Source organism: Solwaraspora sp. WMMB335, assembly GCF_049179075.1.
Classification (GTDB): Bacteria; Actinomycetota; Actinomycetes; order Mycobacteriales; family Micromonosporaceae; genus Micromonospora_E.
In genome coordinates this window covers 7,015,448-7,036,389 of the sequence record NZ_JBMHMF010000001.1, presented here as the reverse complement: position 1 = coordinate 7,036,389, position 20,942 = coordinate 7,015,448, and the positions used below count along the sequence as shown (strand labels likewise).

17 protein-coding genes are annotated in these 20,942 nt (G+C 72.4%); 3 read left to right on the top strand and 14 right to left on the bottom strand.

Going from position 1 to position 20,942, the window contains the following annotated elements:
- Positions 1 to 16: 16 nt before the first annotated feature.
- The 9 genes from murG to mraZ form a co-directional block, all read right to left on the bottom strand.
- Positions 17 to 1,123 carry an undecaprenyldiphospho-muramoylpentapeptide beta-N-acetylglucosaminyltransferase gene (gene murG / locus ACN27F_RS30325; RefSeq protein ID WP_421438886.1) on the bottom strand — a complete coding sequence of 369 codons (1,107 nt, stop codon included), beginning with the start codon at positions 1,121 to 1,123 and terminating at the stop codon, positions 17 to 19.
- Positions 1,124 to 1,236: 113 nt separating this feature from the next.
- A complete protein-coding gene (locus ACN27F_RS30320) occupies positions 1,237 to 2,883 on the bottom strand; it encodes an FtsW/RodA/SpoVE family cell cycle protein (RefSeq protein WP_421438885.1) in 1,647 nt (548 codons plus the stop codon).
- A gap of 124 nt (positions 2,884 to 3,007) precedes the next feature.
- Positions 3,008 to 4,132: a phospho-N-acetylmuramoyl-pentapeptide-transferase gene (gene mraY, locus ACN27F_RS30315; protein ID WP_421438884.1), complete on the bottom strand. Its 1,125-nt coding sequence runs from the start codon at positions 4,130 to 4,132 to the stop codon at positions 3,008 to 3,010.
- Positions 4,129 to 5,580 (bottom strand): UDP-N-acetylmuramoyl-tripeptide--D-alanyl-D-alanine ligase, encoded by a 1,452-nt coding sequence (locus ACN27F_RS30310; protein ID WP_421438883.1) that lies wholly within the window; start codon positions 5,578 to 5,580, stop codon positions 4,129 to 4,131. Before ACN27F_RS30310 ends, mraY begins: the two co-directional genes overlap by 4 nt.
- The gene (locus ACN27F_RS30305) at positions 5,577 to 7,166 is read right to left on the bottom strand and encodes a UDP-N-acetylmuramoyl-L-alanyl-D-glutamate--2,6-diaminopimelate ligase (RefSeq protein WP_421438882.1); all 1,590 of its coding nucleotides are present in this window, start codon (positions 7,164 to 7,166) and stop codon (positions 5,577 to 5,579) included. The genes ACN27F_RS30310 and ACN27F_RS30305 overlap by 4 nt, the downstream gene beginning before the upstream one ends.
- Positions 7,167 to 7,242: 76 nt before the next feature.
- On the bottom strand, positions 7,243 to 9,504 hold the full coding sequence (locus tag ACN27F_RS30300) for a peptidoglycan D,D-transpeptidase FtsI family protein (protein WP_421438881.1): 2,262 nt from the start codon (positions 9,502 to 9,504) through the stop codon (positions 7,243 to 7,245).
- Positions 9,505 to 9,510: 6 nt separating this feature from the next.
- A complete protein-coding gene (locus ACN27F_RS30295) occupies positions 9,511 to 10,080 on the bottom strand; it encodes a hypothetical protein (RefSeq protein ID WP_421438880.1) in 570 nt (189 codons plus the stop codon).
- The gene (gene rsmH, locus ACN27F_RS30290; RefSeq protein WP_421440551.1) at positions 10,077 to 11,216 is read right to left on the bottom strand and encodes a 16S rRNA (cytosine(1402)-N(4))-methyltransferase RsmH; all 1,140 of its coding nucleotides are present in this window, start codon (positions 11,214 to 11,216) and stop codon (positions 10,077 to 10,079) included. Before rsmH ends, ACN27F_RS30295 begins: the two co-directional genes overlap by 4 nt.
- Before the next feature lie 261 nt (positions 11,217 to 11,477).
- The gene (gene mraZ, locus ACN27F_RS30285; RefSeq protein ID WP_421438879.1) at positions 11,478 to 11,909 is read right to left on the bottom strand and encodes a division/cell wall cluster transcriptional repressor MraZ; all 432 of its coding nucleotides are present in this window, start codon (positions 11,907 to 11,909) and stop codon (positions 11,478 to 11,480) included.
- A gap of 447 nt (positions 11,910 to 12,356) precedes the next feature.
- Here mraZ and ACN27F_RS30280 point away from each other — a divergent pair, with 447 nt between their 5' ends.
- The 3 genes from ACN27F_RS30280 to ACN27F_RS30270 are packed head-to-tail and all read left to right on the top strand — an operon-like array spanning position 12,357 to position 15,092.
- Positions 12,357 to 13,580, top strand: coding sequence for a MurT ligase domain-containing protein (locus tag ACN27F_RS30280; protein WP_421440550.1), 1,224 nt, complete (start codon positions 12,357 to 12,359; stop codon positions 13,578 to 13,580).
- Between the two features lie 43 nt (positions 13,581 to 13,623).
- Entirely contained in the window at positions 13,624 to 14,322 is a 699-nt protein-coding gene (locus ACN27F_RS30275) for a type 1 glutamine amidotransferase (protein WP_421440548.1), read from the top strand.
- Positions 14,319 to 15,092: a TVP38/TMEM64 family protein gene (locus ACN27F_RS30270; protein ID WP_421438878.1), complete on the top strand. Its 774-nt coding sequence runs from the start codon at positions 14,319 to 14,321 to the stop codon at positions 15,090 to 15,092. Before ACN27F_RS30275 ends, ACN27F_RS30270 begins: the two co-directional genes overlap by 4 nt.
- Positions 15,093 to 15,131: 39 nt before the next feature.
- Here the strand turns inward: ACN27F_RS30270 and leuS are convergent, their stop codons facing one another.
- The 5 genes from leuS to ACN27F_RS30245 form a co-directional block, all read right to left on the bottom strand.
- Positions 15,132 to 17,987 carry a leucine--tRNA ligase gene (gene leuS, locus ACN27F_RS30265; RefSeq protein ID WP_421438877.1) on the bottom strand — a complete coding sequence of 952 codons (2,856 nt, stop codon included), beginning with the start codon at positions 17,985 to 17,987 and terminating at the stop codon, positions 15,132 to 15,134.
- A 192-nt stretch (positions 17,988 to 18,179) separates the two neighbouring features.
- Positions 18,180 to 18,602, bottom strand: a complete 423-nt coding sequence (gene mnhG / locus ACN27F_RS30260) for a monovalent cation/H(+) antiporter subunit G (protein ID WP_421438876.1) — start codon at positions 18,600 to 18,602, stop codon at positions 18,180 to 18,182.
- Entirely contained in the window at positions 18,599 to 18,814 is a 216-nt protein-coding gene (locus ACN27F_RS30255; RefSeq protein WP_421440547.1) for a monovalent cation/H+ antiporter complex subunit F, read from the bottom strand. Before ACN27F_RS30255 ends, mnhG begins: the two co-directional genes overlap by 4 nt.
- Positions 18,815 to 18,852: 38 nt before the next feature.
- Positions 18,853 to 19,251 (bottom strand): Na+/H+ antiporter subunit E, encoded by a 399-nt coding sequence (locus tag ACN27F_RS30250; protein ID WP_421438875.1) that lies wholly within the window; start codon positions 19,249 to 19,251, stop codon positions 18,853 to 18,855.
- Positions 19,248 to 20,765, bottom strand: a complete 1,518-nt coding sequence (locus tag ACN27F_RS30245; RefSeq protein ID WP_421438874.1) for a proton-conducting transporter membrane subunit — start codon at positions 20,763 to 20,765, stop codon at positions 19,248 to 19,250. The genes ACN27F_RS30250 and ACN27F_RS30245 overlap by 4 nt, the downstream gene beginning before the upstream one ends.
- Positions 20,766 to 20,942: the final 177 nt, after the last annotated feature.

Genomic DNA, 20,942 nt, shown 5'->3' with positions numbered 1-20,942 from the left:
TCACCTCCGTAGCGGGTCATCGGGACACCGCCTCGTAGACGAAGTCGAGCAGCGCCTCGTCGCCGTCGCGGCGGCCGTACGCGGCAGCCGCGGCACCCATCGTGGCGAGTCGCTGCGGGTCCCGCGCCAGCGGGACGACGACCTGCTCGATCCAGGCCGGGGTCAACTCGGCGTCGTCCACGAGCAGGCCGCCACCGGCCTCGACCACCGGCAGCGCGTTGCGTTTCTGCTCCTGGTTGCTGTGCGGGTACGGCACGTAGACGGCCGGCAGGCCGATGGCGGCCACCTCGGCGCAGGTCATCGCGCCGCCACGGCACACCATCAGGTCAGCGGCGGCGTATCCCAGCTCCATCTGCGACAGGTACGGCAGGGTCACGTACGGCGCCGGTAGATCGTTGGGTACCGAGACCGGCTCGTTGCGCGCGCCGATGGCGTGCAGCACCTGGACGCCGTGGCGGGCGAGTTCCTTCGCCGCCCCGGAAACCGCGAGGTTGATCGACCGGGCCCCCTGCGAACCCCCGGAGACGAAGATCGTCGGCAGGTCCGGACGCAACCCGAAGTGGGTACGGGCCTCCTCCCGGCTGGCCGGCCGGTCCAGCGCCGTGATCGACCGGCGCAGCGGCACCCCGACCACCCGGGCGCTACGCAGCGACTCCGCCTGGATCGGCTGGTGCGGAAAGCCGACCGCCACGTGCTTGGTGAATTTCATCCCCATCCGGTTGGCCACCCCCGGTGGCACGTTCACCTCGTGCACCACGATCGGCATCTCCCGGCGCCACGCGGCCAGGTAGGCCGGCACCGAGACGTACCCGCCGAAGCCCACCACGACATCGGCCCGCACCTCGTCGATGACCTTGCCGGCGGCGCGGGCGGCCTTGAACATCCGGTCCGGGGTTCGCACGAGGTTCATGTTGACCGACCGAGGCAGCTGGTGTGCGGGGATCAGCCGCAGATCGTAACCATGAGGTGGGATCAGCTCGTTCTCCAGGCCCTTCGGGGTGCCGAGGCAGGTGATCCGGACGCTCGGGTCGTGCCGGCGCAGGCAGTCGGCGAAAGCGAGCAGCGGGTAGATGTGCCCGCCGGTCCCTCCACCTGCCAGCACCACCGACCGCAGCGGACCCATCAGCATCTCCTCTCGCTCGACTCGGCGGACCACGGGCGTGGCGGGGGCGCGGGCCGGTGCGTTCGACAGCGGCTGCGCGCACCACCGGCCGGGGCGCGCCCGCGCCGGGTAGGTTAGCCCCTGCCGCGCCGGGTCGGTGCGCGGGGCGGCACCGAACCGCCGGAAGCGCCCGCCCCGCCGGGACGACCGGCGGCCGGCGAGGACCGTGTCGGCGCCGGCGCCATCCTCGGCTTGGCCGGGTGCCGCCGGCGTGGCAGCGGTGGCAACGGAGCCCAGACTAGCCGTACCCACGGTGCCGGCGGGCGGGCGTTGAGCGCCCGGGCCGCGTCGGGCTCGGCGCGGGCGAACGAGGCCAGCATGCCGACGGCGGCCAGGGTCACCACCAACGCGCTGCCACCGGCGGAGATGAACGGCAACGGGATGCCGGTGATCGGCAGCAGGCCGACCACCCCGCCGATGTTGATCACCGCCTGGCTGATCAGCCAGGTGGCCGCCGCGGCCGCGGCGAGCCGGCGGAACGGGTCGTCGACCCGCCGGGCGATTCGCAACCCGGTGTACGCCAGCACCGCGAACAGCGCCAGTACCACGAAGCAGCCGACCACACCGAGTTCCTCGGCGACGATGGCGAAGATGAAGTCGTCCTCGGCCTGTGGCAGGTAGCCCCACTTGAGCCGGCTGGAGCCGAGTCCTTCGCCGAACCAGCCGCCGTTGGCGATCGCGTACCTGGCCTGCAGCGCCTGGTAGCAGTCGTCGACGCACTGGTCCGGTGGTGTGAAGAACGAGGTGAGCCGGGCCAGTCGGTAGTTGTCCGCGCCGAGCGCGCCCGAGCCGGCGCCCTGCCAGGCCGCTGCGACCAACAACCCGATGCCGACCAGTCCGGCGCCACCGAGCGTGGCGAATATCCGCATGGGCACGCCGGCGGCCCAGAGCAACCCGACCACCAGGGCGAGGACGCACAGCATGGTGCCCAGGTCGTTGTAACCCACCAGCAGGAACAGCAGCCCGATCACCGGGAACAGCGGAATGGCCAGCTCCCGCCACTGGCCGACGTCGGCGCCCTTGCGGGCGACCACGTCGGCGCCCCACAACACCAGGCCGAGCTTGGCCAGCTCGGACGGTTGCAGCTGGAACGACCCGAAGTAGAGCCAGAGCAGTTCGGCTTCGATCGGCCCGACCCGGGCCGTCTCCCAGCCGGCCACCGTGGCGAGCAGCAGCAGTCCGTTGAGCACCAGCAGCAGCGCGACCGAAGCGCCGAGCACGAGGATGCCGGTGGCCCGGAAGGTACGCACCGGAAGCCGCTGGCAGATCCAGAACGCGACCAGGCCGATCACCGCGAACGTCGCCTGCCGGCTCAGCACGCTGAACGCACTGCCATCGGTGATGTAGGCCTTCACGCTGGTCGCCGAGAAGACCATCGTCAACCCGATCATCAGCAGCAAGCCGCTGCTGAAGATCAGCAGATAGTACGAGGCGAGCGGGCGGGCCAGCAGGCCGCGCAGCGCGGCGAAGCCGCCGACCAGATCGAACTGCGGCGAGCCGCCGGGCCGACCAGACACGACGGAGCCGGACGCCGCCGCCGGCGCGAGCACCGCCGCCGCGGTGGCGTCCTTCGCCGCCACGCCGCCAGCGGTCGCGGGACCACCGGTCGCGGGACCACCGGTCGCTGCACCGGCGGCGACGCCCACGGTGGCGTCACCGCCGGTGGCCCCACCGCCGGCCGCGCCGCCTGCGGTGGCCGGCCGGGCCGAGTCAGCGCCCATCCGGGCGGCCTCTGGTCCTCCCCATCGGCCCATCATCGGCGCTGCGGGCCACCCGGCCGGGAAACGACGGTCCTTCCGCGTGTCGCGACCGTCGCTACCGCGTCCGTAACCCGCGCTACCCGCGCTAACCCATCACCGCGAGGAATTCGCTGTAGAACAGGCCCAGTCCGATCGCCACCCCGATACCGGCGATGATCCAGAACCGGACCACGATGTTGACCTCGCTCCAGCCGGCGAGTTCGAAGTGGTGCTGCAGCGGTGACATCCGGAAAACCCGCTTGCCGGTGGTCCGGAACGAGATGATCTGGATCACCACCGACATGGTGATGATGACGAACAACCCGCCGATGATCAGCAGCAACAGCATCGTACGGGTGGCCATCGCCATGCCGGCGATCAGGCCGCCCAGACCGAGCGCCCCGGTGTCACCCATGAAGATCCGCGCCGGGGAGGTATTCCACCAGAGAAATCCGACGCAGGCACCGGCCGCGGCGCCGGCGATGAGTGCGATCTCCAACGGATCGCGGACCTCGTAGCAGTACCGGGCGGTGTAGTTGGGATCGGCGCACCAGTGCCGGTACTGCCAGAAGGCGATCAGCGCGTACGCGGCGAGCACCATCACCGAGGCGCCGGTCGCCAACCCGTCGAGTCCGTCGGTGAGGTTGACCCCGTTGGTCGTCGCCATCACCACCAGGATGAAGATGATCACCGAGATGGCCTTGCCGACGTCGAGGGCGTCGACGTCGCGGATGAACGAGATGGTGGTGCTGCCGACGGTCTCGGTGTTGGTCGGCCCGCCGGTGGCGTCCACCATGGTGCTCGGGAAATAGAGCGCGATGATACCGAACACCGCCCCGACCAGGATCTGGCCCAGCAGCTTGCCGCGCTTGTTCAGACCGGCGCTGTTGCGTTTGCGGACCTTGAGGAAGTCGTCGAGGAAGCCGACCGCGCCGGAGAAGACCAGCAGGCCGAGCAGGACCAACGCGGTGATGGTCGGCCCGATCTGGGCGATCTGCTGCTCCGGCAGGGTGGTCAGGGCGAGGTGACCCGCGACGTAGGCGATCACGGTGGCCACGATGAAGACCACGCCGCCCATCGTGGGCGTGCCCTTCTTGCCCTGGTGCATCGCCGGGCCCTCGGCCCGGATCGGCTGACCGGCCTTGAGCCGGGTGAAGACCTTGATGGCGACCGGGGTGCCGAACAGCGACACCAGGAACGCCACGGCCGCTGCGACGATGACCGCCCTCACGCCGTCGCCTCCCCGGCGCCGTCCCCGCGCAGCGCACCGTCCCCGCGCAGCGCGTCGGCCACGTCCCAGGTGCGGTACCGCGACCCTTTCACCAGCACCACGTCACCGTCGGCCAACTCCCGGCGGAGCAGCTCGATGGCTGACTGCTGATCGGCGACCAGCACCGATTCCCCTTCCCACGTCGCTACCGCAGCCGCCGCCCGGTGGATCGGCGCGGCAGGCTCGCCCACCACCAGCAAGCGGTGTACGCCGAGTTCCGCCGCGAGCCGCCCCACCTCGGCGTGGCCCTGCTGTTCGTAGTCACCCAACTCGGCGAGGTAGCCGAGCACCGCGAAGGTGCGCCGGCCGGCGCCGAGGTCGGCCAACGACCGCAGCGCCGCCGCGGTGGAAGCCGGATTGGCATTGTAGGAATCGTCGATCACGGTGATGCCATCCGGTCGGTCGAAGACATCCATCCGCCGGGTGGACACCAGCTTGAGCTCACCCAACGCCGCCGCGAGCGCCGCCGGGTCGGTCAACCCGAGCTCGCCCGCGACGGCCGCGGCGAGCAGACTGTTGCCGACCTGGTGCCGGCCGGTCACCGCGAGCCGCACCGGCGCCGTACCGGCCGGGGTGACCAGCCGGTACGCGGCGCGTCCCCGCTGGTCCAGCGTCACCTGCTCGGCCCGGACCGTCGCCTCGGGGTGTTCGCCGGCGAGCACGACCCTGGCCCGGGTGCGGGCGGCCATCTGACGCACCCGTGGATCGTCGGCGTTGAGCACCGCGACCCCGTCCGGCGGCAGGGCCTCGACCAGTTCGCCCTTTGCGGTGGCGATGGCGTCGACCGAGCCGAACTCGCCGATGTGCGCCACGCCGACGTTGATCACCAGACCGATTCTGGGCGGCGCGACCGCACAGAGATGGCGGATGTGCCCGATCCCACGGGCGCCCATCTCCAGCACGAGGAACCGGGTGTCCGGGCCGGCCCGCAGCACCGTGTACGGATGGCCGAGCTCGTTGTTGAACGAGCCGGCCGGCGCGACGGTTTCGCCGAGGCGGGCGGCGAGCTGGGCGATCAGGTCCTTGGTGGTGGTCTTGCCCGAGGAACCGGTGAGGCCGATCACGGTCAACCGGGGCAGCCGGTCCAGCACCGCGCGGGCCAACCGGGCCATTGCCACGAGCGCGTCGTCGACCAGCACCATGGGCACCGCACCGGCGGTTCGTCCGTCCGCTGTCCCGGCGCCGGTGACCGGCCGGGTGCCGAGCACCGCGACGGCCCCGGCCGCCACCGCCGCGGCCGCGAATTCATGGCCGTCGACCTGCTCCCCGGGGAAAGCGACGAACAGGCCACCAGGCCCGATCTTGCGCGAATCAAACTCCACCTGACCGGTGATCCGGGCCGTCGGATCGGCGTCGCGCAGGTGCCCACCGACGGCGTCGGCCGCCTCGGCCAGCGTCAGCGGGATCACGACTGTCCCACCAGCGCCGCGAACCGCGTGGTCAGGGCGGCGGCCAACTCGATCCGGTCGTCGAACGGCTGAATCTCTCCGTCGATCTCCTGTCCCTGCTCGTGTCCCTTGCCGAGCAGGGCGATCACGTCGGCGGGCCCGGCCAGCCGGACCGCTTCGTCGATCGCGGCCCGCCGCCCGGCGATCTCCACCACAGCGGCGTCGGGCTCGGTGTCGGCACCGCGGCGTACCTCGGCACGGATCGCCGCCGGGTCCTCGGTGCGCGGGTTGTCGTCGGTGACGATGACCAGGTCGGCACCCCTGGCGGCGGCGGCGCCCATGGTCGACCGCTTGCCGCGGTCCCGGTCACCGCCGGCGCCGATCACACAGATGAGCCGGCCGTGACGGCCGTCGCTGAGCCCACGCAGCGCGGCGAGCGCGGCGACGATCGCGTCCGGTTTGTGCGCGTAGTCGACGATCCCGAGCACCGGACCGGGGGCGGTGACCCGCTCCAGCCGGCCGGGCACCCCGGGACAGGCCGCCACACCGGCGGCGGCGGTGGCCGGATCGACCCCGAGCGCCACCAGGGTCGCGATCGCCAGCAACGCGTTGGCCACGTTGTGCCGCCCGGGCAGGCCGACGCCGGCCTCCAGACAGACGCCGGCCGGACCGACGGCGATGAAATGCTGCCGGTAGCCGTCGTCGCTGACGGCGGCGGCCCGCCAGGTGGCCGCCGCGTCGCCGGCCGCGGAGTAGGTGACGGTGTGCGGCTTGCGCAGCGGCACCAGCGCCGGGTCGTCGAAGTTGAGCACCTCGACCGCGCACCGACCGTCGAAGAGCCGGGCCTTGGCCGCGAAGTAGTCGGCGGCGTCGGCGTGGAAGTCCAGATGGTCGGAGCCGAAGTTGGTGTACCCGCCGACCGCGAAGCGCACCCCACCCACCCGGTCCAGCGCCAGCGCGTGACTGGACACCTCCATCACCACGGCCTCCACGCCGCGCTCGCCCGCTACCGCGAGCATCGCGTGCAGGTCGGTGGCTTCCGGGGTGGTCCGCGCGCTGGACACCACGAGGTCACCGAGGCGGGTCTCGACGGTACCGATCAGGCCGGTGGTGCGGCCGGCGGCCCGCAGACCCGACTCGATCAGGTACGCGGTGGAGGTCTTGCCGGCGGTCCCGGTCAGGCCGACCATGGCCAGCCGCTTGCTCGGCTCGCCGTAGACGGTCGCGGCGACCGGCCCGAGCGCCGCCCGGGGATCGTCTACCACCAGCGCCGGCAGGCCGGCTGCGGTGGCGGCGTCAGCGCCGGCCGGATCGGTGAGTACCGCGACCGCCCCCCGGGCGGCGGCGGCGGCCACGAACTCGCCACCGTGGCGGCGGGCACCGGGCAGGGCGGCGTACAGGTCACCCGGTCGGACCTCGCCGCTGGCATGGGTGATCCCGCTGACCAGCGGATCGTCGCCGCCTGGTGGGGGGATCGCCAGCGTCACGGCGAGTTCGGCGAGCGAGACGGGACGGTTGGTGCGGGGTCGTGGATTGCCGGGCACGGCGCTAGACCCTACCCGGTCCGCGTGCCGGGTCCGCGCAGCGGCGTACCGCTCGCGCCGCATCGCCGGGCGTTTCGTCCGTACGGGTGAGTCCCGCCGTACGGGCGGGTCCCGGCCGGTACGCCCGACGAGCCGGCGCTCACGGATGTACCACGAAGCTGGGCGCCTCGGCACCGGTCGGCGGCACCCGGTAGTGCAGCAGGGTGAACCGCATCATGTCGCGGAACGCGGGTGCGGACACGTCCCCGCCGCCACCGCCCGGGGTGTGCGCGACCACCGCGATCACGTACCGCGGGTCGTCGGCCGGGGCCATGCCGATGAACGAGGCGACCTCGCCGGGCACCGGTGCGCCGTCGACGACCCGCCGGCCGGTGCCGGTCTTGCCGGCCACCCGGTAGCCCGCGATCGCGGCGGCCGTGCCGGTGGCGTCCGGGATCGTGGTGACGGCCTCCATGACGGTCCGCAACGCGGCGGCGTTGTCGGCGCTGAGTACCCGGCGGGTGGTCGGTGCCTCGGCCGGGGTCCGGACGCCGTGCTCGTCGATCGTCTCGCGGACCAGGCGGGGCTGCCGGTAGACGCCGTCGTTGGCGATCGTCGCGTACGCCGCCGCCAACTGCAGCGGGGTGACGTCGACGCTGTGCCCCAGCGGCACCGAGCCGTACGACGAGTCGCTCCACTCGTCGACCGGGAGCACCCGCCCGCCGGCCTCGCCCGGCAGTCCGACCCCGGTCGCCCGGCCGAGGCCGAACGCTTCCTGGTAGTCGTGCAGCCGCTGTGGGCCGAGCAGGTCGGCGATCTTGATCGTACCGACGTTGGAGGAGTAGGCCATCATCCCGGCCAGGGTGGTGGCGGTGCCCGCAGCCACCGGATGGGTGTCCCGGAAGGTGGTGTCGCCCTTGCGGATCGCCGGGGCGAGGTCGACCGTGCTGTCCGGCTCGATCAGGCCCTCCTCCAGCGCCGCGCCGAACACCAGCGGTTTGTGCACCGAGCCGGGTTCGACGGTGAACGCGGTGGCGATGTCCTGCCGGTCGGCAGGATCGCTGTCCCACCAGTTCGCGGCGTTGTACGAGGGGTGGCTCGCCTGGGCCAGCACCTCGAAGGTGCGCGCGTCGAGCACCACCGCGGCGGCGACACCGCCGCTGCCACCGCGCTGTTCCATCATGGTGCCCAGGATCCGTTGCACCTCGTACTGCAGGTCACGGTCGATGGTCAGCACGATCGAGCTGCCCGGCTTGGCCTCGGTCTCCTGTCGGTAGCCGCCGGGAATCTCGGCGACCCGCAGCTCTCGGTTGCCCTTCTCCACGATGCGCTGGCCGTTGACGCCGCGCAGCACGTCGTCGTAGCGCGCTTCCAGCCCTTCCAGGCCGATCATGTCGTCACCGACGAAGCCGAGCAGATTGGCGGCCAGGTCGTTGCCGGGCACCTCGCGGCGTTCGTCGTAGTCGACGCCGATGCCCGCCAGCTCCAGCGCCAGCACCTGCTCGGCGACCTCGATGTCCACGCCCCGGGCGAGCCACTCGAAGCTGGACGGCTGGCCGTCGAGCCGGTCCTGTGGGACGAGTCGCTCCACCAGCTGCGAGCGTGGCACCCCCAGCAGCGGCGACAGCGCGTCGGCGGCGGCCTGCGGATCCGCCACCTGGGTGGGATCGGCGTAGACGAAGCGGGCGGCGACGCTGTGCACCAGCACGGCGCCGGTACGGTCGTAGATGCTGCCCCGCGGGGCGGGTACGACGACCGGGGCGGTCACCCGGTCGCGGACACCGCCGTCGGCGTAGGCGGGTGCGTCGACGACCTGCAGCACGATCAGCCGGATGCCGATCACCACGAACATGCTCAGGGTGAGGAACGTCCCCAGCCGTAGCCGCCGGCGCGGGTCGGCCAGCCGGGGCAGGACCCGGCGCGCGGGTCGCATCGCCCGGGTGCGCGTGGGCACCGCGCGCCGCGACCGCGCGGGCGCCGCGTCCCGGCCGGTCCGGCCACCGGCGGTACGTCCACCAGCGGTCCGCCCGGTGGTACCGGCGGCACGGGACTCCGCCGCGCCGGCGCGCGACCCCCCGCCGGAACGCGACTGGCCACCGGAACGCGACTGGCCGTCGGTGGAGCGCGGCTGCCGCTTGGTGGCCTCCCGGGACTGACCGCCGTCGAGCACCTGGAGCACGGGCCGGAACGGATCACGGCTGCGGTCGGCCCTGCCGGCCCTGCCGGCCCGCCGCTGCTCGGCCGACTCGCGCACGGTGCGCCCGCGTGGGGTGTAGGCGCGGGCGTCGGCGATCCCGCTGAGCCCGGGCTGGTCTGCGGTGGTGCCGCCGGAACCACGCCGTCCGGCGCTGCCCGGCGTACCGGACGCGCCGCGCCGGGACCCCTGCGGGTCCCGGCGCGGCGGATCGGAGCGTTGCGCCACCGTGGCCTACTCCCCTGCCCCCTGGCTGGTGATCGCCGGCTCGCCGGTGGCCGGCTGCGGCACGCCGATCACCCGACCGTCCGGCAGCCGGATGAATGCCGGTGGCCCGGACTCGACCAGCCCGAGCTTGCGGGCCTGGGCGGCCAGGTTGCCCGGCGACTCGTGCTGGGCGATCTCCTTCTCCAGCTGCTGTTCCTGGATGTCCAGGTTGGACTGCTGCTGTTCCAGGTTGCCGATCCGGATGGCGTTCTCGTTGATCTTGGTATTCACCAGCAGCACGCCGAGCACCCCACCCACGACGACCACCAGGATCATCGCGATGAACGGTGCCCGGGGCACCGCCACCGGCACCGGCGGCGCCACCCGCAGCCGGGCCGACCGCGGAACCTCGTCAGGAATCCCGATCGGATCCTGCAACGCCGCGCTGCCCTGGGTCATGTACCCGCCCACCGGGTCGACCCGATCCCCTACCGGGCTGGTCCGACGCGCCGCGGTCCGGCCCCCCGACCGCGGTGCGCCTGCCCCGGCGCTGCGCTGGCCGATCTGCCCCGAGCGGCCGCGCTTGGCTACGTTCATCTCCCCTCCCCCTGTTCTCCCGGGTCGCGGCCCCGTCGCGGTTGCCGCGGCCGGCCGGATCCCTCCGGTCGTGATCGCCCGGACGCCGCCGCGCCGGGCTGGTGTAGCGCCGTCACCGGGCGGGGCCGTTCGCGGGCGGCCCCGCCGGTGTCCGGGGTGGCGGTGCCGGGCACCGCCACCTGTGCAATGTGTTCCGCCGCACGCAGCCGCACCGACGCCGCGCGCGGGTTGGCCGCGATCTCCGCCGGGCTGGCCGGCTCGGCACCCCGGCTGAGCAGCCGCAGCGTCGGACCGGTGCCGGGCGGTTCGACCGGCAGGTCCGGTGGAGCGCTGCTGCGCGCGCGGCCGGCCAGCGTCTGCTTGGCGATCCGGTCCTCCAACGAGTGGTAGGCCAGGACAACCAGGCGGCCGCCGACCCGCAGCGCGTCCAGCGCGGCTGGCAGCGCCCTGCGCAGCACCGCCAGTTCCTCGTTCACTTCGATCCGCAAAGCCTGAAACGTTCTCTTCGCGGGGTTTCCTCCTGTGCGCCGGGTAGCTGCCGGGATGGACGATTCGACCAGCTCGGCGAGCCGGGCCGACGAGGTGATCCGGCGCCGTTGCCGTTCCCTCACGATCGCCGCCACGATGCGGCTGGCGAAACGCTCTTCGCCGTACTCACGCAGCACCCGGATCAACTCGCGAGGCGGATAGCCGTTGACGACATCCTCGGCGGTGACCCCGGCCTGCTGGTCCATCCGCATGTCCAGCGCGACGTCCCGGGCGTAGGAGAACCCGCGGTCGGGCGCGTCGAGCTGCAGCGAGGACACCCCCAGATCGAACAACACGCTGTCCACCACCGACAGTTCGAGCTGGTCGAGCACCTCGGGCAGCTCGTCGTAGACCGCGTGGACCAGGTGGATCCGGTCCGCGTACGCGGCCAGCCGGGCCCGCGCGTGTGCCAGCGCCTCGCGGTCACGGTCCAGCCCGACGAGGGTGACCGCCGGATGCGCGGCCAGCACCGCCTCGGCGTGCCCGCCGAGACCGAGCGTCGCGTCGACGTGGACCGCCGGCCGGTCGCCGCGGTCGAGCGCGGGGGCGAGCAGCTCGAGACACCGCTCAAGCAACACCGGTACGTGGGTACCGCGTAGCTCCCCCATGTCGACCCCCAGTGGCCCGCCTGCCGTCTTGTGCCCGGTTGCTGCGTACGTCGCCTCGTCGTACCGCCAGATCCCCATCCGCTCTGCTCCCGCCGGCCGGAGCCGACGCCGGAAACACACGCCTGGCGCCGGGGAAGTGGCGCCAGGTGCGGGAGCGGCTGGAGATCTCGCGGTACGTCGGGCGACCGGTGCCGACCGGCGACTGTCGCGGCAGTCACCGACGCCCGGCTGCCCGGCCGGGCCGTTCGGCCGTCCGTTGCCCTACAGTCCGCCGGGCAGCACCCCCTCTTCGATGTCCGCGAAGTCGTCCTCGCTTTCGGAGAGGTAGGTCTCCCACGCCTGCCTGTCCCAGATTTCCACCCGGCTGCTGGCCCCGATCACCACGAGGTCCCGGCCGAGTCCGGCGTACTCCCGCAGGTGCCCGGGGATGGTGACCCGGCCCTGCTTGTCCGGCACCTCGTCATGCGCACTGGCGAAGAAGACCCGGCTGTAGGCCCGCGCCGCCTTGTGCGTCATCGGTTGTGCCTTGAGCTGCTCCGCGATCCGTTGGAACTCGGGCGTCGGGAACACGTAGAGACAACGCTCCTGCCCTTTGGTGATCACGACACCTCCCGCCAGCTCGTCCCGGAACTTGGCTGGAAGGATCAACCGGCCCTTGTCGTCAAGGCGCGGAGTATGGGTGCCGAGAAACACGGCCCAACCCCCCTTGCCCTTCGCGGCATTCGCGGTGCCGCATCCCCCGGGCCGGCGGGCCCTCCCGGCCCCGCCATTGCGCCCCACTCTACTCCACTTCCCTCCACCTGCAACCAGAATCGCGGCACGGACACGCCCGCCTTCTCAGCAAAACCGCACGTCAACCGGGGTGGTGCCGAGTGGAGGGGCGGAGCCGGCCACGGCGGGTCCGCTTTCCGACAAGCGGTAGGGAATCGGCACCAGCGGATGCCAGCCACGGCCGGTTCGTAGCGCTACACCCGAATTGACACCCACACCGTCAGCCGCCGGCGGTCGCGATGGTGGAGCGAAGTGGAGATGGTGGAGGGAAGTGGAGGGACGAAGTGGCGGAGCGGGCGGGCGACATCTGACAGGACCGATCCGGCCTCGATGAGGTCCGGTAACCTCGCTCGCGTGACGGACGCGAAGATGCCCCTGCGGGCAAAGGTGGCAAGCTCGGTGTCCCGCACCGCCGCGGCGCTGTCGCGGGCCGCCGGACGGGGCGACGGATCGGTGATCGGCGGTTGGATCGGCCTGAAGATCGACCCGGAACTGCTGGCCCATCTCGCCGCCGGCCGGGCCATCGCACTGGTCTCCGGCACCAACGGCAAGACCACCACCACCCGGCTCGCCGCCGCCGCCGTCGGTGTCCTCGGTCGGGTCGCCACCAACTCCTACGGCGCCAACATGCCGACCGGGCACACCTCCGCGCTGGCCAAGGCCGGCGCCACCCCGTACGCGGTGCTCGAAGTCGACGAGCACTACCTCGCCCAGGTGCTCGAGGCCACCACGCCCCGGGTGGTCGCCCTGCTCAACCTCTCCCGCGACCAGCTCGACCGGGCCAAGGAAGTGGCGATGATGGCCCAGCTGTGGCGGGAGGCGCTGGCCGAGCACCCCGAGGTCCGGGTGGTCGCCAACGCCGACGACCCGATGGTGGTGTGGGCGGCGGCCACCGCCGCCGGCGGGGTCGTCTGGTTCAGTGCCGGGCAGCGCTGGCACGACGACTCGTGGGTCTGCCCCGAATGCGGCTCGGCGATCGAGCGCTCGGCCGACCAGTGGTGGTGCGCCGGCTGCCCGCTGCGCCGGCCGCAACCGCAGTGGGTCGTCGACGAGGACGGCGTGATCGACCCGACCGGCGCCTGGCACAAGGTCGTGCTGCAGCTGCCCGGCCAGGTCAACATCGGCAACGCGGCCACCGCACTGGCCGTCGCCGCCGAATTCGGCGTACGCCCGGTGGACGCGGTCTCCCGGTTGGCCGTGGTGACCTCGGTCGCCGGCCGATACGCGCAGGTCGTCCGCAACGGACGCACCATCCGGCTGCTGCTGGCGAAGAACCCGGCCAGCTGGCTGGAGGCGTTCGACATGGCCGAGCAGGCACCCACGCTGCTGTCCATCAACGCCCGCGACCCCGACGGGCTGGACACCTCCTGGCTGTTCGACGTCGACTTCGCCCCGCTGCGCGGACGTCAGGTGCTGATCACCGGGGACCGGGCGTTCGACCTGGCGGTCCGGCTGGAGATCAACGACGTACCGTTCATGCACGTGCCGTCGCTGAACGCGGCGATCGCCTCGGTACCGCCGGGGCGACTGGAGGTCATCGCCAACTACACCGCATTCCAGGACATCCGAGCGGAGCTGGACCGTGTCAACTGAGTCGTTCCCGGCCATCGGCCCGTCCTTCGGCGGCGGCCCCAGTGTGCTGCGCCTGGTCTGGCTCTACCCGGACCTGCTGTCCACCTACGGCGACCGGGGAAACCTGCTGATCCTGGCCCGCCGGGCGCAGCAGCGCGGCATCCCGGTCGAGCTGACCGAGATCCGTTCCGACCAGCCGGTTCCCCAGGCGGCCGACATCTATCTGCTCGGCGGCGGCGAGGACGGCCCGCAGGCGCTCGCCGCCCAACGGCTGCGCGCCGACGGCGGCCTGCACCGGGCCGTCGGCCAGGGTTCGGTGATCTTCGCGGTCTGTGCCGGCTACCAACTGCTCGGCTCGTCGTTTTTCGCCAAGGGCGCCAGGTGCGCCGGGCTGGAGCTGCTCGACCTGCACTCCGACCGCGGCCCCAGCCGGGCGGTCGGCGAGTTGGCCGGCGACATCGATCCCCGGCTCGGGCTGCCCGCGCTCAGCGGGTTCGAAAACCACGGCGGGCGTACCCATCTCGGCAACGGGGTGTCACCGCTGGCCCGGGTCACCGCCGGGGTCGGCAACGACGGTGCCAGCGAGGGAGCGTGGCGCGGCAACATCCTCGGTACGTACGCCCACGGTCCCGCCCTGGCCCGCAACCCCGCGCTGGCGGATCTGCTGCTGCGCTGGGCGATCGGCGCGGCCAGCCTGCCTCCGCTCAACGACATCTGGACCGACCGGCTGCGCGCCGAGCGGATGGCCGCGCTGCGGGCATGACACCGGGATCGGCACCGGATCCGCTCGACCGGGGATCGCGAATCCGCCGGCTTGGCCGGGCGCTGCGCCGGCCGAGGACCGCCCGGTTCGCCGTACTCGTCGCCGGGATCGGCCTCGGCAGCCTGCTGGTACTGCTGCTCCCCCGCCCCGATCCGGCCGCCGTGGGGCGGCTGACCGACGGGCTCGGCCCGGCGGCCCCGGTCGTCGCCATCCTGGCCGGAGCGGTGCTGCTGGTGGCGCTGGTGCCCCGGACGTTCATCACCCTGACCTGGGGCGCGTTGTTCGGCCCGGTAGCCGGTGCCGGCTACAGCCTGGCCGCCGCCGCGCTCGCCGCGCTGATCGGATTCGCCGTCGGCCGATGGTTGGGTCGCGAGTTCGTGACCGGCCAGCTCGGCGCCGGGCGGGCACCGGGCGGGCGGGTACGCGAACGGCTGGCCCGGTTGGACGGCTGGTTCAGTACGCACAGTGTGCTGGGCGTGATGACGGTACGGCTGCTGCCGGTCAGCGGGTTCGGGATGGTCAGCTACGGCTACGGCACCACCGGGGCGCGGCTGGCACCGTTCCTGGTCGGCAGTGTGCTCGCCGCGGCGCCCACCGCGGTCGGTTACGCCGTGCTCGGCTCGGCGGTGGTCACCGGGGGCGAGGTGAACTGGTTGGCCGCCGCGCCCGCCGGGCTGGGCGCGCTGGCCACCCTCGCCCTGCTGCTGCGTCTCCTCCCCCGACGATCTTGGACTGGTCGAGAACTTTTGTCCCGAATCGTCGATCGATAAGTCCAAGATCGTCGGAGGGAGGGTCGGCTGGCTAGCTGGCTACGGGACGACGCTGACCATCCGGCCGGGCACCACGATCACCTTGCGCGGTTCCCGGCCGGCCAGGTGCTCGGCGACGGCGGCCAGCGCGGTGGCCCGTACCTCGTCCTCGGCCGCCTCCGCCGGCACCTCGACCCGGGCCCGCACCTTGCCGGCCACCTGCACCGGATAGGTCACCGACGCGGCCCGCAGCAGCTCCGGATCGGCCACCGGGAAGTCGGCGTAGGCCAGCGAACCGGTGTGTCCCAGCCGCTGCCACAGCTCCTCGGCGACGTGCGGGGCGAACGGTGCCAGCATCAGCACCAGCGGCTCGGCCACCGCACGCGGCGTGCCCGGCAGCCGGGTCAGCGCGTTGGTCAGCTCGATCAGCTTGGCGATGGCGGTGTTGAACCGCAGTCCGTCCATGTCGGCGCGGACCCCGGCGATCACCCGGTGGGTCAGCCGGCGCAGCTCCTCGGCGGCCGGATCGTCGGTCACCCGGCAGACACCGGTGGTCTCGTCGACCAGCGCCCGCCACACCCGCTGCAGGAACCGGTACGACCCGACCACCGCCCGGGTCTCCCACGGGCGGGACACCTCCAGCGGCCCCATCGACATCTCGTACACCCGGAACGTGTCGGCGCCGTACGCCTCGCACATCTCGTCCGGGGTGACCACGTTACGCAGGCTCTTGCCCATTTTTCCGTACTCACGGTCGACCTCGGTCTCGCCGTGGAACCAGCGGCCGTCGCGCTCGGTCACCGTCGCGGCGTCGACGTACGCGCCCCGGGCGTCGGTGTAGGCGTACGCCTGGATGTATCCCTGGTTGAACAGCCGGCGGAACGGCTCGACGCTGGACACGTGCCCCAGGTCGAACAGCACCTTGTGCCAGAACCGGGCGTACAGCAGGTGCAGCACGGCGTGCTCCACCCCGCCGACGTACAGGTCGACACCGCCGCAGTCGTCCGCCGCGGTCGGGCCCATCCAGTACCGCTCGTTGGCCGGGTCGACCAGCGCCGCGTCGTTGGTCGGGTCGGCGTAACGCAGCTCGTACCAGCAGGAACCGGCCCACTGCGGCATCGTGTTGGTTTCCCGGCGGTAGCGGTGTCGCCCGGCCGGCGCCCCCGGCACCCCGGTCAGGTCCAGCTCCACCTCGACCCACTCGGTGGCCCGCGACAGCGGCGTCTCCGGGTCGCTGTGCTCGTCGCCCGGGTCGAAGGTGCGCGGGGAGAAGTCGGCGACCTCCGGCAGTTCCAGCGGCAGCATCTCCGCCGGCAGCGCGATCGGCAGCCCGGTGGAGTCGTAGACGATCGGGAACGGCTCCCCCCAGTAGCGCTGGCGGCTGAACAGCCAGTCGCGCAGCCGGTAGGTGACCGCGCCGCGACCGTGTCCGTTCGCCTCCAGCCAGGCGATGATCCGCTCCTTGGCGGCCGCGACGGTCAGCCCGTCCAGGAAGCCGCTGTTGATCGCCGGACCGTCGCCGGTGTAGGCCCTGCCGGTGAAGTCGGCCGGTGGCGCGACGGTCCGGGCGATCGGCAGGTCGAACACCTCGGCGAAGTCCCAGTCCCGGTCGTCCTGGCCGGGCACCGCCATGATCGCTCCGGTGCCGTAGCCGGCCAGCACGTAGTCGGCGACGAACACCGGCAGCTTGACGCCGTTGACCGGGTTGGTGGCGTACGCGCCGACGAAGACACCGGTCTTCTCCCGGCCCTCGGTCTGCCGCTCGGCCTCGGTACGGCCGGCCGCCTGCTTGCGGTACGCCTCCACCGCCTCGCGCGGGGTGGCGTGGCCGCCGGTCCATCCCGGTCGGGTGCCCTGCGGCCAGGTCGCCGGCACCAGGTCGTCGACCAGGGCGTGCTCCGGGGCCAGCACCATGTAGGTCGCGCCGAACACGGTGTCCGGGCGGGTGGTGAAGACCTCGATCGGCGCGGCGGCGGTCGGGAACGAGATGTGCGCCCCGGTCGAGCGACCGATCCAGTTGCGCTGCATCAGCTTGATCGGCTCCGGCCAGTCCAGCAGCTCCAGGTCGTCCAGCAGCCGGTCGGCGTACGCGGTGATGCGCATCATCCACTGCCGCAGGTTGCGTTTGAAGACCGGGAAGTTGCCCCGCTCCGAGCGCCCGTCGGCGGTGATCTCCTCGTTGGCCAGCACGGTCCCCAGGCCGGGACACCAGTTGACCGGCGCCTCGGAGATGTACGCCAGCCGGTGGCTGTCCACCAGCTCCCGGCGCTGCCGGGAGTCCAGCTCGGCCCAGGGCCGGCCCTGCCACGGCTGGGCCGTCGGGACGGGACGCTCACCCGAGGCGTACGCGTCGATCAGCTCGCTGATCGGGCGGGCCCGGTCGGTCTGCGTGTCGTACCAGGAGTTGAAGACCTGCAGGAAGATCCACTGGGTCCAGCGGTAGAACTCGACGTCGGTGGTGGCCACCGAACGGCGCGGGTCGTGCGCCAGCCCCAGCATGCGCAGTTGCGCGCGGTAGCGCTCGATGTTGGCCTCGGTGGTGATCCGCGGATGGGCACCGGTCTGCACGGCGTACTGCTCGGCCGGCAGGCCGAAGGCGTCGAAGCCCATCGCGTGCAGCACGTTACGCCCGGCCATCCGCTGGTAGCGGCCGTAGCAGTCGGTGCCGATGAAGCCCAGCGGGTGGCCGACGTGCAGGCCGGCGCCGGACGGATACGGGAACATGTCCAGCAGGAAGAGCTTGTCGGCGCCGGACCGGGGGTGCGCTGGATCGGCCAGCTCACCGACCGGGTTCGGAGCGTGGAAGGTGCCGTCGCGTTCCCAGCGCTGCTGCCACCGCCGCTCGATCTCACCCGCCAGCGCGGCGGTGTACCGGAACGCAGGGGTGTCCGCCACCGTCTCGACTGCCTCGCTCATCGTCGGTCGCCACCTCGGTATCGGTCGTCGGCTGTGTCCAGCCGTGGGATCACATTCATGGGCATGTCCTGGGCATGAAAAAACCCCTCACGCAGGAGGGGCCGCCGTGCTGTCGCCTAGTGGGTCAGCACGGCTGGAGAAGGAGGAGCGGAAAGGCGCCGGCCATACCGGCAGTGTACCCCGGTGGGCAAGTCAGGTTTCACTTCGGCTGTCGGGTGTTGCGGTCCGGCTGTCGGGTGCGGGCCGTCGCGGGTGGTCCGCCGGCACCCCGGCGGCGGCCGCACCGTCTCTGTCGGCGGCGAGGTCGTCGAACCGGCTCTGCGCGGCGAGCGGGGTCCCGGCCCGATACGCGGCCCGGGCCAGCGTGTAGCCGCCCACCGGGGCGGTGAGCAGTTGCAGGCCGATGGCGAGCAGGACCACCACGGCGGTACGCGGGCCGGGCAGCAGCACCAGCACGCCGAGCAGGATCAGGATCAGCCCGAGGCTGGCGGCCTTGGCCACCGCGTTCATCCGGTTGTAGACGTCCGGCAGCCGCAGCATGCCGAGCGCGGTGATTCCGATCAGCAGGGTGCCCGTCCCGAGCAGCACCCCGGCCAGCAGGCCCCATCCGGTCATCGGCTCCGCCGCTCCACCAGCCGGGCCAGGGCGACCGTGGCCAGGAACCCGACGAGGGTCGCGGTCAGCACGATGTCCAGCAGGACCGGCGTGCGTAGTCGGGCGGCGAGCACCGCGACCCCACCGATGAAGACGAAGAACCCGAAATCGAGCGCGGCGGCCCGGTCGGCGTCGGTCGGACCGGCCACCAGCCGGGCGATCGCTGCCAGCATCGCCGCCGCCAGTACGGCGAGGATCAGGTCGAGTCCGGTCACCGCGAGTCACCGCCGGCAGACCGGATCGGCTCGGTGGGTCCGGCGGCGACCGGGCGCAGGGCCGGTAGCAGGTGATCCTGCAGTCGGCTGAGCTGGGCGCGGAACTTCGCCGGGTCCTCGGCGTGCATGCCGTGCACGAACAGAGCCGGCGGATGCTGGCGGATGGCGACGGTGAGTGTGCCCGGGGTGAGCCCGACGGCGAGCGCCATCGAGACGATCTCGGTACGGGTCCGGGTACGCAGTCGGAATTCGACGATGCCCGGCGACAGCCCGCTGCCCGGGGTCACGATCTCACGCGCGACGACCAGGTTGGCGATCACCAGACGGACCGTGAAGTATCCGAGGAAGCGCAGCACCCGGGCGGTGCGGCGGAGGGCACGGAAGAGGCTGCTCATCGACCCGTCACCGCCGTCACGTAGGCGCTCGGATCCAGCAGGCCGGCGGCGGCCACCGCGGCCAGGTCGAGCAACGGCTGCGCGGCCGGACCGAGCAGCAGGGTGACGGCGGCCAGCGTCACCGCGGGCGCGGCCAGCTGGAACCCGATCCGGGGTCGGACCGGGTCGGGCGTCCGGATCTGGTCCGGCGTCCGGATCTGGTCCGGCGCCGCTGATCGAGCCGCTACCGGCGGTTCGCCCCAGAAGGCCGCGTCCCAGATCTTGATCATCGATACCAGCGTGCCGAGGCTCACCATCACGGCGACCGCCAGCAGCGGATAGGCGGCCTGCTGGGCCGCCGCCTGCAGGATCAGGAACTTGCCGACGAATCCGGAGAACGGCGGCATGCCGGCCAGCGACAGCGCGGCGCCGATGAAGGCCAGCGCGAGCAGCCGGTGGTTCGCCGCGAGCCCGCCCAGCCGGTCCAGCGCGTCCGTGCCGTAACCGACCACCGTCGCGCCGGCGACCAGCAGCAACGCGGCCTTGACCACGATGTACTGCACCAGGAAGAAGATCGCCGCGGTGAGGCCGGCCGGGCTGAACAGGGCCAGGCCGAGCAGGATGTAGCCGATCTGACTGACCATGTGGAACGACAGCACGGCCCGCATCGCGGTCTCACCGAGTGCGCCGAGCACTCCCACCACCATGGTCACCACCGCCGCACACCCGATCACCCACCGCTGGGCGGGCGCGCCGTCGTAGAGCATCGCGACGATCCGCAGGATCGCGTACACCCCGACCTTGGTGAGGATGCCGGAGAACAACGCGGTGACCACCGGCGGCGCGTACGGGTAGCTGCGGGGCAGCCAGCCGTGCAGCGGCACCACCGCGGCCTTGACCGCGAGGGCGAGCAGCACCACGGCACCGGCGATCGCGAGCGCGGTGGATCCGGCTGCGGCACCGGCCAACTCGGCGAGGTCGACCGTGCCGGCGACGGCATAGACCAGACCGACGCCGGCCAGGAAGATCGTGGAGGCGAGCAGGTTCACCGTCACGTAGATCCGTCCGGCGGTGACCCGTTCCCGACCGCCGCCGGTGGTCAGCAGCACGTACGACGGCACCAGCATGACCTCGACCAGCACGAACAGGTTGAACAGGTCGGCCGCGAGGAAGGCGCCGTTGGCGCCGGCGCTCATCATCAGCACCAGCGGCACCAGGTACGGTCGGCGGTCGTCGCCGGCACCGGCCGCGAACACCCCGCACGCCAGCCCGACGGCCGCGGCGGTGGTGACCAGCAAGGCGCTGAGCGCGTCAGCGGCCAGGCTGATCGCTATCCCCGGTGGCCAGTCACCGATCCGCGTGGCGATGACGTCGCCTCCGCCGGTGTTCGCCAGCAGCACTCCGCCGACGGCCAGCACGGCGGCGTTGGTGGCCAGTCCGGCGGGCCGGTGCAGCGCCGCCCGGCCCGGCCAGGCCAGCAGCATGCCGGCCACTGCCAGCGGCAACACGATCGGCAGTACCAGCAGCACCCTCATCCGGTACGCCGCCCGTCGCCGCCCGGCGGCAGGTTCGGCGTTCCCGGATCCGCCCGCTCCGGATCCGCCGGCCCCGAAGCCAGTGGCGAGGAGCCGTCGGAGGAGCCGTCGGAGGAGCCGTCGATCGAACGCGGTTCGGTCAGCACCGGCTCCGGTCCGGCCGGTCGAGCCGGAGCC